Origin of the sequence: Stutzerimonas stutzeri (assembly GCF_024448895.1) — a bacterium.
GTDB lineage: Bacteria > Pseudomonadota > Gammaproteobacteria > Pseudomonadales > Pseudomonadaceae > Stutzerimonas > Stutzerimonas stutzeri_Q.
Window position 1 is genome coordinate 54,071 of sequence record NZ_JAMOIC010000003.1, and the last position, 13,802, is coordinate 67,872.

Annotated in this window: 14 protein-coding genes; 10 read left to right on the top strand and 4 right to left on the bottom strand. The window is 61.8% G+C overall.

Annotated features, from left to right (window positions below):
- Nucleotides 1–18: 18 nt before the first annotated feature.
- Nucleotides 19–360: a hypothetical protein gene (locus NA619_RS04260; protein WP_255960265.1), complete on the top strand. Its 342-nt coding sequence runs from the start codon at nt 19–21 to the stop codon at nt 358–360.
- A gap of 126 nt (nt 361–486) precedes the next feature.
- Nucleotides 487–762, top strand: a complete 276-nt coding sequence (locus NA619_RS04265; protein ID WP_255960267.1) for a hypothetical protein — start codon at nt 487–489, stop codon at nt 760–762.
- A 69-nt stretch (nt 763–831) separates the two neighbouring features.
- Here the strand turns inward: NA619_RS04265 and serA are convergent, their stop codons facing one another.
- Nucleotides 832–2,061, bottom strand: coding sequence for a phosphoglycerate dehydrogenase (serA, locus tag NA619_RS04270; RefSeq protein ID WP_255960269.1), 1,230 nt, complete (start codon nt 2,059–2,061; stop codon nt 832–834).
- Nucleotides 2,062–2,259: 198 nt separating this feature from the next.
- On the opposite strand from serA, the gene NA619_RS04275 reads away from it, so the two are divergent.
- From NA619_RS04275 to NA619_RS04290, 4 genes are all read left to right on the top strand, one after another.
- Nucleotides 2,260–3,654 (top strand): FAD-binding oxidoreductase, encoded by a 1,395-nt coding sequence (locus tag NA619_RS04275; RefSeq protein ID WP_255960824.1) that lies wholly within the window; start codon nt 2,260–2,262, stop codon nt 3,652–3,654.
- A gap of 68 nt (nt 3,655–3,722) precedes the next feature.
- Nucleotides 3,723–4,388, top strand: coding sequence for a fumarylacetoacetate hydrolase family protein (locus NA619_RS04280; protein ID WP_255960271.1), 666 nt, complete (start codon nt 3,723–3,725; stop codon nt 4,386–4,388).
- Nucleotides 4,389–4,498: 110 nt separating this feature from the next.
- Nucleotides 4,499–5,401 carry an SdiA-regulated domain-containing protein gene (locus NA619_RS04285; RefSeq protein WP_423836802.1) on the top strand — a complete coding sequence of 301 codons (903 nt, stop codon included), beginning with the start codon at nt 4,499–4,501 and terminating at the stop codon, nt 5,399–5,401.
- Nucleotides 5,402–5,515: 114 nt separating this feature from the next.
- Nucleotides 5,516–6,427, top strand: a complete 912-nt coding sequence (locus NA619_RS04290) for an SdiA-regulated domain-containing protein (protein WP_255960274.1) — start codon at nt 5,516–5,518, stop codon at nt 6,425–6,427.
- A 26-nt stretch (nt 6,428–6,453) separates the two neighbouring features.
- On the opposite strand, the gene rpiA is transcribed toward NA619_RS04290, so the two are convergent.
- The gene (rpiA, locus tag NA619_RS04295) at nt 6,454–7,125 is read right to left on the bottom strand and encodes a ribose-5-phosphate isomerase RpiA (protein WP_255960275.1); all 672 of its coding nucleotides are present in this window, start codon (nt 7,123–7,125) and stop codon (nt 6,454–6,456) included.
- Between the two features lie 173 nt (nt 7,126–7,298).
- Here rpiA and ilvA point away from each other — a divergent pair, with 173 nt between their 5' ends.
- Nucleotides 7,299–8,813, top strand: a complete 1,515-nt coding sequence (gene ilvA, locus NA619_RS04300) for a threonine ammonia-lyase, biosynthetic (protein WP_255960277.1) — start codon at nt 7,299–7,301, stop codon at nt 8,811–8,813.
- A 21-nt stretch (nt 8,814–8,834) separates the two neighbouring features.
- Entirely contained in the window at nt 8,835–9,275 is a 441-nt protein-coding gene (locus NA619_RS04305) for a DUF2269 family protein (RefSeq protein WP_255960279.1), read from the top strand.
- 37 nt (nt 9,276–9,312) lie between these two features.
- Here NA619_RS04305 and NA619_RS04310 read toward each other — a convergent pair whose 3' ends face one another.
- Entirely contained in the window at nt 9,313–9,966 is a 654-nt protein-coding gene (locus tag NA619_RS04310; RefSeq protein ID WP_255960281.1) for an HAD family hydrolase, read from the bottom strand.
- Between the two features lie 178 nt (nt 9,967–10,144).
- Between NA619_RS04310 and NA619_RS04315 the strand changes: the two genes are divergently transcribed.
- Both NA619_RS04315 and ptsP read left to right on the top strand, forming a co-directional pair.
- A complete protein-coding gene (locus NA619_RS04315) occupies nt 10,145–10,624 on the top strand; it encodes an RNA pyrophosphohydrolase (RefSeq protein WP_045432287.1) in 480 nt (159 codons plus the stop codon).
- 19 nt (nt 10,625–10,643) lie between these two features.
- Nucleotides 10,644–12,917: a phosphoenolpyruvate--protein phosphotransferase gene (gene ptsP / locus NA619_RS04320; protein ID WP_255960283.1), complete on the top strand. Its 2,274-nt coding sequence runs from the start codon at nt 10,644–10,646 to the stop codon at nt 12,915–12,917.
- Between the two features lie 4 nt (nt 12,918–12,921).
- On the opposite strand, the gene NA619_RS04325 is transcribed toward ptsP, so the two are convergent.
- Nucleotides 12,922–13,686, bottom strand: a complete 765-nt coding sequence (locus tag NA619_RS04325) for an NRDE family protein (protein WP_255960286.1) — start codon at nt 13,684–13,686, stop codon at nt 12,922–12,924.
- Nucleotides 13,687–13,802: the final 116 nt, after the last annotated feature.

The window sequence follows — 13,802 nt, forward strand, 5'->3', positions numbered from 1 at the left end:
TTGTGATAGGAGAACGACATGAAAACGACTAAATTGGCAGCCCTGACCCTGGCCGGTTTGATGTCCACCGGCGTTTTCGCAGCCGGTACGTCCGATAGCGATCACATGAAAGACAAAGATGGACACGGCTCGATGGATAGCGGCACCCATAGCGGCACATCAATGGATGGCAAGTCCACTGATGACACCAACCGCAACGGTATGAGCACTGGCACCGGCACCACCACAGGTTCTGGCCAGGAAGCAGGTCCCGGCACTGGCACTGGTACTGGCGTGGGTAACACCACTGGTACTGGCAACAGCGCGACCGGCTCCGGCACTGGTTCCGGTTCAGGCGGCGCGGGCGGCGCGGGCAACTGATGCCATCGCAGCCAGATGAAAAGCCCCGGCCCTGGTCGGGGCTTTTTCTTTGGGCAGTCCGGTGCGGCCCGTGGTGACAAGTATCCGGTTGCGCTGAAATGCCCATCTCTCGCAAGGAGTGGACCCATGGATATGCGTGTACCTGTACTTGTGATGATGGTGGCGGCTGCACCTCTGGTATCCGCCACAGGAACCGGCCCGACCCTTCCGGAGAAAAGCCGCGAGCATCCGCTCGATACCCGTGAGCCTCGCCAGGATGTGATCGAGGATCGCAGTGGCAGCCAGGACAAGCCGAGGCCGCCAACCCTGGAATCGCCGACTGAGCCGCCAGCCGAGCAGCCCTCGCAGGATGGCGATACGGACGCGCGCAGTGCGGCTGAAAGCCCCGCAACTGTCCGTTGACGCTATGCAAGCGAGGCAATAAAAAACGGGAGGCCGAAGCCTCCCGTTTGTTTCGAGCCTGATACCGAATCAGAACAGGACGCGGCTACGGATGGTGCCATTCACCTGCTCGAGCTTTTCCAGAGCCAGGTCGGAATAATCCTTGTCTACGTCGATCACCACGTAGCCGACCTTCTCATTGGTCTGCAAGAACTGGCCACAGATGTTGATGCCATTTTCGGCGAACACTTTGTTGATTTCGCTCATCACACCTGGAATGTTCTGGTGAATATGCAGCAGACGGTGCTTGCCAGGGTGCGATGGAAGGGCGACTTCCGGGAAATTGACCGAGGACACCGAAGTGCCGTTGTCGCTGTACTTGACCAATTTTTCGGCCACTTCCAGCCCGATGTTGGCCTGGGCTTCGGCAGTCGACCCACCGATGTGCGGCGTCAGGATCACGCGATCCAGACCGCGTAGCGGGCTTTCGAACTCTTCATCGTTGGATTTGGGCTCGACCGGGAACACGTCAATGGCGGCGCCGATCAGGTGTTCGTCCTTGATCGCGGCGGCCAGGTGATCCAGCTCGACTACGGTACCGCGGGCGGCGTTGATCAGGATCGAGCCTTTCTTCATGGCACGGATTTCCTTCTCGCCGATCATCCACTGGGTGGATGCCAGCTCGGGGACGTGCAGGGAGACGATGTCGCACATGCCCAGCAACTCGTACAGCGAACCGATCTGGGTGGCGTTGCCCAGCGGCAGCTTGGTCACTACGTCGTAGAAGCAGACTTGCATGCCCAGGCTCTCGGCGAGTACCGACAGCTGGGTGCCGATGGAGCCATAACCGATGATGCCGAGCTTCTTGCCGCGGATCTCGAACGAGTTGGCCGCCGACTTGATCCAGCCGCCGCGATGGCACGAAGCGTTCTTCTCAGGGATGCCGCGCAGCAACAGGATGGCTTCGGCAAGCACCAGCTCGGCTACCGAGCGAGTGTTGGAGTAGGGGGCATTGAATACGGCGATGCCGCGCTCACGGGCGGCGTTCAGGTCGACCTGGTTGGTGCCGATGCAGAAGCAGCCGACGGCGATCAGCTTGTTGGCGGCCTCGAATACGTCTTCGGTGAGCTGGGTGCGCGAGCGGATCCCGATGAAATGAACGTCCGCGATCTTTTCCTTCAATTCCGCCTCGGTCAGGGCGGTCTTGAGGTACTCGATATTGGAGTAACCGGCGGCCTTGAGGGTGTCGACAGCGTTCTGGTGAACGCCTTCGAGAAGAAGGAACTTGATCTTGCTCTTGTCGAGAGAGGTCTGGCTCATCTGCATTAAAACCTTAAGGCCGAAGGGTAGGACGAAGTGTCCAGCGAAGGCTGGCCGACCCGGTATCAGCGGTGTCGGGAGTCTGCCGAGGCACGTTTCAAAAGGGTGCGTATGCTAGCATACGGGCCCCTCGAAACACCCTATGTCCTGAGCTGAAGCGTACTCAGGGTGACCATGAATCGAATGAGAGTTCACATGATGACCGATCCCGTCCTGATCGATGAGCTGAAGACCCTGGTCGAGCCCGGCAAGGTGCTGACCGATGCCGATTCGCTGAATACCTACGGCAAGGACTGGACCAAACACTACGCCCCGGCACCCACGGCCATCGTCTTTCCGAAGAGTGTCGAGCAGGTTCAGGCCATCGTGCGTTGGGCCAATGAGCGCAAGGTCGCGTTGGTGCCCTCAGGCGGGCGGACCGGTCTTTCAGCAGCGGCCGTGGCGGCCAACGGTGAGGTGGTGGTCTCCTTCGATTACATGAATCAGATCCTCTCGTTCAACGAGATGGACCGCACCGCGATCTGTCAGCCGGGCGTGATCACCGCGCAGCTGCAGCAGTTCGCTGAAGACAAGGGCCTCTACTATCCGGTCGACTTCGCCTCGTCCGGCTCCAGCCAGATTGGCGGCAACATCGGCACCAATGCCGGCGGCATCAAGGTGATTCGCTACGGCATGACCCGCAACTGGGTGGCGGGCCTGAAGGTGGTGACCGGCAAGGGCGATCTGCTCGAGCTGAACAAGGACTTGATCAAGAACGCCACCGGCTACGACCTGCGTCAGCTGTTCATCGGTGCCGAGGGCACGCTGGGCTTCGTCGTCGAGGCGACCATGCGCCTCGAGCGCCAGCCAACCAACCTCACGGCAATGGTGCTGGGCACGCCGGACTTCGATTCGATCATGCCGGTGCTGCACGCCTTCCAGGACAAGCTCGACCTGACCGCCTTCGAATTCTTCTCCGACAAGTGCCTGGACAAGATCCTCGAACGTGGAGATATACCGGCACCCTTCGAAACCCGCACGCCGTTCTATGCGTTGCTGGAGTTCGAAGCGACCACCGAGGAGCGCGCCGAACAGGCCCTGGCGACCTTCGAACATTGCGTGAACGAGGGTTGGGTAGTCGACGGCGTCATGAGTCAGAGCGACCAGCAACTGCAGAACCTGTGGAAGCTGCGTGAATATATTTCCGAGACCATCTCCCACCGGACACCGTACAAGAACGACATCTCGGTCACCGTTTCCCGGGTGCCGGCATTTCTTGCGGACATCGATGCCATTGTCTCCAGCAACTACCCGGATTTCGAGGTGCTCTGGTACGGCCATATCGGCGACGGCAACCTGCATCTGAACATCCTCAAGCCCGAGGCGCTGACGAAGGATGAGTTCTTCGACAAGTGCTCGACGGTCAACAAATGGGTGTTCGAGACGGTCGAAAAGTACAACGGTTCGATATCGGCAGAGCATGGCGTCGGCATGACCAAGCGCGATTACCTAACCTATAGCCGTTCCGAGGCAGAGATCGGTTACATGAAGGCGATCAAGGCGGCATTCGACCCGAACGGCATCATGAACCCGGGCAAGATATTCGCGGTTTGATTGTAGGGCGGGTGACAACCCGCCAACGGCCACGGCGGGACTGACCCGCCCTACAGACGAGAGCTTCGATGAATTACCAACACCATTACACCGACGGCACGCCCATCCACTATCCGCTGGGCAAGGTGGTTTGCATCGGCCGCAACTATGCCGAGCATGCCAAGGAACTCAATAATCCGGTGCCCACCGAGCCGTTGCTGTTCATCAAGGCCGGTAGCTGCACGGTGCCGCTGGAAGGCGGCTTCAACATCCCGACGGACCGCGGGGTAGTGCACTACGAAGCCGAGATTGCCGTGCTGATCGGCAAGCCGCTGTCGCGCAAGCCAAACGAAGAAGAAGTGCGCGATGCCATCTCCGGCTTCGCTCCGGCGCTGGACCTGACCCTGCGCGACGTGCAGGCCAAGCTCAAGGAAAAGGGCCACCCGTGGGAAACAGCCAAGAGCTTCGATGGCGCCTGCGTGCTAGCGCCGTTCGTGCCGGGCGATGCGGTGCAGGATCTGAATGACATCGGCATCCGCCTGACCATCAACGGCGAGGTCCGCCAGGACGGCAACAGCAACCAGATGCTCAACGCCGTGTTGCCGCTGCTGCAACACATCGCCGGGCATTTCAGCCTGCAGCCGGGCGACGTGGTACTGACCGGTACCCCGGTGGGCGTCGGGCCGCTGAATCAGGGCGACGAGCTGGTGCTCGAGCTGGTTGGCTTGTCTCGCTTCGAGAGCCGCGTGCTCTGAACCACGCCGGCCGGGTACGCCTGACGTGCCCGGCCTCTTGCGGCTATATCTCGACGTCTGCTGGCATGTTGTAATCGCGACCTCTTCCTGGGTCCGTCTTTATGCCTGACATCGCCTCTCGCCCCTCCCGTCTTCGCCTGTTTCTCTACGCCTCGCTATGTCTCACCGTCGCTGCGGCTTTGCTGGCGGGTTGGTTATTGCATTGGGACGACCAGCTCGGACTCTATTGGCAGGAGCAATCCGTCGATGCCGAACAGCGCGCCGCCAGTATCTGGTTGCCCGATTACGAGCTGTCGTTGCAAACCACCTTGTTTGGTCTTGAAGAGGATGAAACCTCAGGCCTGACCTGGAGCGCCGCAACCGGCACGCTATTCACGGTGACGGGTCAAAATCCGCAGCTGGTGGAGTTTTCCCCAGGCGGCGTAGTGCTGCGACGCATCACCCTGAGCGGATTCTCAGACCCCGAGGCGGTCGAGGCGCTGGACGACGGTCGATTGGGGATCGTAGACGAGCGCCGCCGTCTGGTCGCGGTATTCCGACTGGCACCGGGCGTCGAGAGCCTCGATCTCGATGATCTTGCCACCTATGACCTGGGCTTCGATGGCGCTGGCAACAAGGGGTTCGAGGGGCTGGCCTGGAATCCCCATACCCGACGCATGCTCTTGGCAAAAGAGCGTGACCCCCAGGGCTTGTTCGAACTGCCGTTCCCCGGTGAGGACGGTGCAGCTGGCGTGCTCGAGGCGCTGCCCGATCAGCCATTGCTGGTACGCGATATCTCATCGGTGACCATCGATCCGCGTACGGGCCATACGCTGATGCTCTCCGACGAGTCTCGCCTGCTGGTCGAGCTGGATCTGCTTGGCAGGCCGCGTAGCTTCATCAGCCTGCTCGGCGGCCTCAATGGGCTGGTGGAAGGTATCGATCAGGCCGAAGGGGTGGCGATGGATGAGCGTGGCAACATCTACGTAGTCGCCGAGCCGAACCTGCTTTATGTATTCAGCCGCAAGCGGTAACGACTCGAGGTTCACGCTGTCAATCTGTGCGCCCTGCAGTCGGGCGCTGCCGTTAAGGTTCGGCTAAGCCTGGCTCGGCACAATCGCGTTCCCGTATTTTCTTGAGTATTCGAGATGCGCCCAGTCTTCAAATGGCTGCTGGCTGCGCTGGCCGGTGCAGCCCTGCTGCTGGCGATCGCCGCCGGACAGCACTACCGCCTGTTCGGGCTCACCTGGTTTCAATTCTCCCAATGGCGGCAGGCCGATCAACGGGAAGCCGCCTCTTTGTGGTTGCCAGATTATCGTGCGGTGATTCAGGGGCAGCAGGTGGAAGGCATCGACGACGACTTGTCGGCGCTGACCTTCGATCCGGACCGTAACAGCCTCATCGCCATCACCAACGGCAATCCCCAGCTGCTGGAACTCAGCCTGGACGGCAAGCTGTTGCGCGCAATCCCGCTGGTGGGTTTCGGCGATCCGGAAGCCATCGAGTACATCTCCCGCGGTGTCTATGTGATCAGTGATGAGCGCTTGCAGCGCCTGTTGCGGGTGGCGGTTGACGAGCGTACCGAGTCGATCGACGCGGCGGCCAGCCAGCAGTTGTCGCTGGGCATTGGGCAGAACGGCAACAAGGGCTTCGAAGGGCTGGCCTACGACGTGGCAGGCAAGCGACTGTTCGTCGCCAAGGAGCGCGATCCGGTGCGCATCTTCGAGATTGAAGGCTTTCCCTATGCCGAGGATGATCAGCCGCTATCCGTTCACGTGAGTGAGAACGTCGAGCGCGACGCTGATCTGTTCGTGCGCGATCTTTCCAGCCTGCAATATGACGAGCAGACCGGTCACTTGCTGGCGCTCTCCGATGAGTCCCGGCTGGTGGTGGAGTTGGACATCTACGGCAAAGCGATCAGCGCGCTCTCGCTGAAAGCCGGGGACCATGGGCTGGAGAAGGGCGTGCCGCAGGCCGAAGGCATCGCCATGGGCCCTGACGGCACGATCTACGTCGTCAGCGAGCCCAATCTGTTCTATGTATTCCGCAAGGGTGGCTAGCCAGCGCCAAGCTGGCTCGGAGTGGGTCAGCGCTTGAGCGTCTGCACGCCGTCTTTGGTGCCCAGCAGCAGAATGTCGGCCGGGCGTGCGGCGAACAGGCCGTTGCTGACCACGCCGACGATGTTGTTGATCTGCGCTTCGACATCCGGGGCAAAGCCGATCATGAGGTTGTGCACATCGAGAATGACGTTGCCGTTGTCCGTCACCACGCCTTCACGGTAGACCGGATCGCCACCCAGCCTGACCAGTTCGCGCGCCACATGGCTGCGCGCCATTGGGATCACTTCGACCGGCAGGGGAAACTCGCCGAGGCGTTCGACCAGCTTGCTGCCGTCAGCGATGCAGATGAAGGTTCGCGCAACTGCGGCGACGATCTTTTCGCGGGTCAATGCCGCGCCGCCGCCCTTGATCAGCTCCAGGTGACTGTTGGTTTCATCCGCGCCGTCGACGTAGAACTCCAGTTCCGATACCGAGTTCAGGTCATAAACCGGAATGCCGTGCCCCTTGAGGCGCTCGGCGGTGGCATCGGAGCTTGCTACTGCGCCGTCGAAGAAGCCCTTGTGCTTGGCCAGCAGATCAATGAAGAAGTTGGCGGTTGAGCCGGTGCCGACCCCTACGACGCTGCGGTCGGTGAGCTGCGGGACGATGAGGTCGACGGCGGCCTGGGCGACGGCCTGCTTGAGTTGATCCTGAGTCATGGCGTATGGGTCCGGGCTGAGAGAAACGAGGTGCGAAAGTATAGCGGCGCCCCGAGGGCCGGGTCTTGTCTGCTGAGGTTATCCGGCTTTTTTGTGCGCGGATTGCCGGTGGTCGGCGGGTTTTTCGCAGAGTAGACTCGTCTGCCCCGCAAGGCCCGCCAAGATAGCCCACGATGCTCGAACAATACGTCAAGAAGATCCTCACCTCGCGCGTTTACGACGTTGCGGTGGAAACTCCGTTGCAGCCTGCCCGCCAGCTTTCCGAGCGTCTCGGCAACCAGATTCTGCTCAAGCGCGAGGATCTGCAGCCGGTGTTCTCCTTCAAGATTCGCGGCGCCTACAACAAGCTGGCGCAGCTGTCGGCCGAGGAGCTGGCGCGCGGCGTGGTTACGGCTTCGGCCGGCAACCATGCGCAAGGCTTGGCGCTGGCGGCGCGCGAACTGGGCATCAAGGCGACCATCGTCATGCCTCGCACCACGCCGGAGCTGAAAGTGCAGGGCGTGCGCGCCCGCGGTGGCAAGGTAGTGCTGCACGGTGATGCCTTTCCCGAGGCGCTGGCCTATTCGCTGAAATTGGTCGAGGAAAAGGGCTACGTCTATATCCACCCGTATGACGATCCACACGTGATCGCCGGGCAGGGGACCGTGGCGATGGAAATCCTCCGCCAGCACCAGGGCCAGCTCGATGCGGTCTTCGTACCGGTGGGCGGTGGTGGCTTGATCGCGGGCGTCGCGGCGTACATCAAGTATCTGAAGCCGGACATCAAGGTCATTGGTGTCGAGCCGGATGATTCCAACTGTCTGCAGCAGGCCATGGCGGCCGGCGAGCGCGTTGTGCTGCCGCAGGTTGGATTGTTTGCCGACGGTGTTGCCGTAGCCCAGATCGGCCTGCACACCTTCGATATCTGCAAGGATTACGTCGACGAGGTGATCACCGTCAGCACCGACGAAATCTGCGCTGCGATCAAGGATATCTACGACGACACCCGCTCGATAACCGAGCCGGCGGGCGCGCTGGCGGTGGCCGGGATCAAGCGTTATGTGGAGCGCGAGGGCATCGAGGGTCAGGTGCTTGTCGGTATCGACTCCGGTGCCAATGTGAATTTTGACCGCTTGCGCCATGTGGCTGAGCGCGCCGAGCTGGGCGAAAAGCGCGAGGCGATCATCGCCGTGACAATCCCCGAGGAGCCCGGCAGCTTCAAGGCGTTCTGCGAGGCCATCGGCAAGCGCCAGATCACCGAATTCAACTACCGCTACCATCAGGACCGCGAAGCGCACATCTTCGTTGGCGTGCAGACCCATCCGGAGAACGACCCGCGCGCGGCACTGGTTGAGGGGCTAAGGGCCAAAGGTTTTCCGGTGCTGGATCTCACCGATAACGAGCTTGCCAAGCTCCACACCCGGCACATGGTGGGCGGGCATGCTTCCGGCGTCAGCGACGAGGTGGTCTACCGCTTCGAGTTTCCCGAGCGGCCGGGTGCGCTGTTCAACTTTCTGAATAACCTGGGCGGGCGCTGGAACATCTCGATGTTCCACTACCGCAACCACGGTGCGGCGGATGGCCGGGTGGTCGCCGGCCTGCAGGTGCCGGCCGAGGAGCGTCACCTTTTACCCGCCGCGCTGGACAAGATCGGCTACCGCTACTGGGATGAAACCGACAATCCTGCCTACCAACTGTTTCTCGGCTGACCAGCCGTACCGCGAGGATCGATGGAACACTATCAGCTGCTGAATATCGTCCATGCCGCACTGGCAATTCTGTTAACGCTCGGGCTGATCGCCCACATCGTCATGCTCTGGAAAGCCTGGCGGCGTGCCGACCCAGCTGTCCTGCAACAGAAGCTGCGCCGGACTCGGCTGATGTCGCTGCCATTGCTTGCGGTGTTTGCGCTGCTGCTCCCGGTGACAGGTTGGTGGCTGGCGCATCTGGCAGGCTTTCCGCTTGGCCAGCTGTGGTTGCTGGCCAGCTCGATTCTGTTTCTTGTGCTGGTGCCGCTCGGGCTGCTGCTCGGTGGCCGGCTGCGCGCCTGGCAGGCGTTAGGCGATACCCCGGCACCGGCTCGGCTCCCACGCTTTGCGCTGGTGTACGCCGGGCTGATCCTGCTGATCCTGATCGTCATCATGGGGCTGATGGGCGCCAAGCCGGTCTAGTCACATCCGTAGTCATCTACCAGCCTGCGGCGACTGGTCAGCGCAGGCTGATAACGCTCCAGCCACGCTGCAGGGCGATTTCCCTTAGCGTCGCGTCGGGATCGACCGCAACCGGATGGCTGACCCGCTCCAGCAGCGGCAGGTCGTTGCATGAATCGCTATAGAAGTAGCTGTCATCCAGACTCTGGTCGTTCTCCTGCAGCCAGCGTTCGATCCGCGTGACCTTGCCTTCCTGAAAGCATGGGACGTCCGTGAGGCGACCGGTGTAGCGTCCGTCCTGCATCTCGCATTCGGTGGCCAGCAGGGTATCCACGCCGAGGCGCTTCGCGATCGGCCCGGTGATGAAGCGATTGGTAGCGGTGATGATCACCACACGGTCGCCTGCCTCATGATGCTGGCGCACCAGCGCCTCACCCTTGGCCAGCACGATGGGTTCGATATGGTCGCGCATGAATTCGGCATGCCATTGGGCAAGCTGAGCCATCTCGCTGCGACCGAGCAGCTCCTGACAGAAGTTCTGATACGCCGCGACGTCCAGCTCGCCGGCCAGGTAGTCCTGATAGAAAGCATCGTTGCGCGCGCGATAGGCATCGGCTTCTACCAGGCCGCGCTGGCAGAGAAATTCGCCCCAGGCATGGTCGCTGTCGCCGGCCAGTAGGGTGTTGTCGAGATCGAAAAGAGCCAGGCGCACGCTGCGTTCCTCGGGCGATGAAAGAAGGCGAAGCATAGCGGGAATACCCAGTGGATGGCAGTCGCCAAGCGCTTGTGCCGGCCGCAGTCCGGGTAGATCAATGGCTTTGCCCTGCGCTTTCTGCTTTTCGCGTTTTTGTGGAACAATGCCGCGACATGCGTTTGCGAGGTTGTATGCCGTGATCGACTCCGATGGTTTTCGCCCCAATGTCGGCATCATCCTGACCAATGATGTCGGGCAGGTGCTTTGGGCCCGGCGGATTAATCAGGATGCCTGGCAATTTCCGCAGGGCGGCATCAACCCGCGCGAGACGCCGGAAGAAGCGCTCTACCGTGAACTCAACGAAGAAGTCGGCCTGGAACAGCAGGATGTGAAAATCCTCGCCTGCACCCGGGGCTGGTTGCGCTATCGTCTGCCGCAGCGCCTGGTTCGTACCCATAGCCAGCCGCTGTGCATCGGTCAGAAACAGAAATGGTTCCTGCTGCGCCTTACCGGGGCCGAAGACCGTGTACGCATGGATCTCACCGGCAAGCCCGAGTTCGATGGCTGGCGCTGGGTCAGTTACTGGTATCCGCTGGGTCAGGTGGTTACCTTCAAGCGCGAGGTTTATCGTCGCGCCTTAAAAGAACTCGCTCCGCGCCTACTGGCGCGGGACTGACGGGAGAAAGCCCCTGAGCATGCTCGGCACGCTGCGCAAGATCGTCCAGGAAGTGAACGCCGCCAAGGACCTCAAGGCGGCCTTGGGCATTATCGTGCTGAGAGTTCGGGAGGCCATGGGCAGCCAGGTCTGCTCGGTCTATCTGCTCGATCCTGAATCCGGACGCTTCGTCCTGATGGCCACCGAGGGCCTCAACAAGAAGGCCATCGGCAAGGTCAGCATGGCGCCCAACGAGGGCCTGGTTGGCCTGGTGGGTACCCGCGAGGAGCCGCTCAATCTCGAGCACGCCTCCGAGCACCCTCGCTACCGATACTTTGCAGAGACCGGCGAAGAACGCTACGCCTCCTTTCTCGGTGCGCCGATCATCCACCACCGCCGTGTGATGGGCGTACTGGTCATCCAGCAAAAAGAGCAGCGCCTGTTCGATGAGGGCGAAGAAGCCTTTCTCGTCACCATGAGCGCGCAGCTCGCCGGGGTTATCGCCCATGCCGAGGCGACCGGTTCGATCCGAGGCCTTGGCCGACAGGGCAAAGGCATTCAGGAAACCCGCTTTATTGGCATCCCCGGCGCACCCGGCGCGGCTGTGGGCACGGCGGTGGTCGTGTTGCCGCCTGCTGATCTGGATGTGGTCCCGGACAAGACCGTTACCAACATTCCGGCGGAGCTGGCGCTGTTCGAGGCGGCGCTTGAGGGCGTGCGTGCCGATATGCGCGCGCTCTCGGAGAAGCTGGCGACGCAGATGCGCAAGGAAGAACGCGCGCTGTTCGACGTCTATCTGATGATGCTCGACGACTCTGCGTTGGGCGGCGAAGTGTCCAAGGTCATCCGCACCGGCCAGTGGGCGCAGGGTGCGTTGCGTCAGGTGGTGAGTGACCACGTCGGCCGTTTCGAAATGATGGACGACGCCTATCTGCGCGAGCGCGCCTCGGACGTCAAGGACATCGGCCGGCGCTTGCTGAGCTATCTGCAACAGGCCCGCCAGCAGACGCTGACCTATCCGGACAACACCATTCTGGTCAGCGAGGAACTGTCCCCGGCAATGCTCGGCGAGGTGCCGGAAGGCAAGCTGATGGGCATGGTCTCCGTGCTCGGGTCGAGCAACTCGCACGTAGCGATCCTCGCGCGCGCCATGGGGATTCCCACGGTGATGGGTGCGGTGGATCTGCCGTATTCCAAGGTCGATGGTATCGAGCTGATCATCGACGGCACGCGTGGCGAGATCATCACCAATCCTGCCAAGGTGCTGCGTGAGCAATACCTGGTCCTGGCCGAGCAGGAGCGTCAGCTCTCCGAAGGCCTGGACATCCTGCGTGAGCTGCCTTGCGAAACCACCGACGGCGTGCGCATTCCGCTTTGGGTGAATACCGGCCTGCTGGCCGATGTGGTGCGGGCGCAGGAGCGAGGCGCCGAAGGCGTCGGCCTGTATCGCACCGAAGTGCCCTTCATGATCAAGGAGCGCTTCCCCAGCGAGAAGGAGCAGATGGCGATCTATCGCGAGCAGCTGCAAGCCTTCCATCCGCTGCCGGTGACCATGCGCAGCCTCGATATCGGCGGTGACAAAAGCCTGCCGTACTTCCCGATAAAGGAAGAAAACCCCTTCCTCGGCTGGCGCGGGATACGCGTCACCCTCGATCACCCTGAAATCTTCCTATTGCAGACCCGCGCGATGCTCAAGGCCAGCGCCGGGCTGAACAACCTGCGCATCCTCCTGCCGATGATTTCCGGCACGCGCGAGCTTGAAGAAGCACTGCACCTGATTCACCGTGCCTGGGGCGAGGTGCGCGACGAAGGCACCGACGTCGAGATGCCCCCGGTGGGCGTGATGATCGAGGTGCCGGCTGCGGTCTATCTGACCCGCGAGCTGGCGCGTCAGGTGGACTTCATCTCCGTCGGCTCCAACGACCTGACCCAGTACCTGCTCGCGGTTGACCGCAACAACCCTCGGGTGGCCGATCTCTACGACTATCTGCATCCGGCGGTTCTCGAAGCGCTGCAGCGGGTCGTGCGTGAGTCCCATGAAGAGGGCAAACCGGTCAGCATCTGTGGCGAGATGGCCGGTGACCCCGGTGCAGCCATGCTGCTGCTGGCGATGGGCTTCGACAGTCTGTCGATGAACGCCACCAACCTGCCAAAGGTGAAGTGGATGCTGCGTCAGATCAGCTCGGTGACGGCCCGCGAGCTGTTGGCCAAGGTGATGGTGATGGACAGCCCTCAGGTGATTCGCGCCACGCTGCAGCTGACCCTGCGCAATCTCGGGCTTGATCGCATGGTCAATCCGTCGGCAGCGCTTTAGTCCCTCACCGACTTGGGGCTGCGGGCGGCAGGCTGATGTGGCTGTCCCTCAGCGCGCCAGACGGGCCGAAGCTGCGTTCGGTGATCTCTGCTGAGCCATCCGCGCGACGGATCAACACGGTGCTCGCTCGGGTCCCGTAGTCCGCGCTGGTAATGAAGATGCTGGACAGCCTCTTTTCCCACTCATAGGGCACGCCGGTTTTCGGCAACTGCGCATCCTCGGCGAGCGCCGGGTCGTTCAACAGCTGCAATAATTCTTCTGCATCAGGTTCGTCCATGTGGCCTTGCATGGCGTCCCGTGCCCGCAGCAGCTTTGGCCATGGCGAATCCAGCGCGGCGTTGGACAGGCCGTAAAGTCCCGGCCCGAGTTGTTCGGGCACCGCTGCGTGCGAATTCAGGTACCACAGCTCATGCTCATCGCCGACCAGCAGGTTGAAGCCCGCGTAGTGTTCGAGATGCCCGGCCAGTTCGGTCAGATAGGCGTGAGGGGTTAGCTGGCCGCGTAGATAACGCTCGGGCAGCTCGCCTCGTGAGCGCGCACCGGTGGGTGTTCCGGGGGCGCGGATGTTGGTCAGCGCGGCGAACCGGCCGGCTGCACCAATCCCAAGCCAGGTGCCACCGGCCTGCAGATCGCGGCCCGCGACGATATCAGGCGCATCGAGCCAGCGGCCAAGTGCAAGGGTGGGGCGCTCGTAGAATTCGTCACGATTGGCGGCGACGATCAACGGCAGTTCGTGGTTTGGGCGCCAGGCAAAAACGATCAGACACATGCGAGCGTAACCAGCAAAGCGGAACTGCGAGGCTAGACCAAAACACATCGAGGTCGCCAGCCGACGATGCCGTCGGATCGCTTCGGAGGATGGTCAGTCGCTCCGCCATCAAGGCG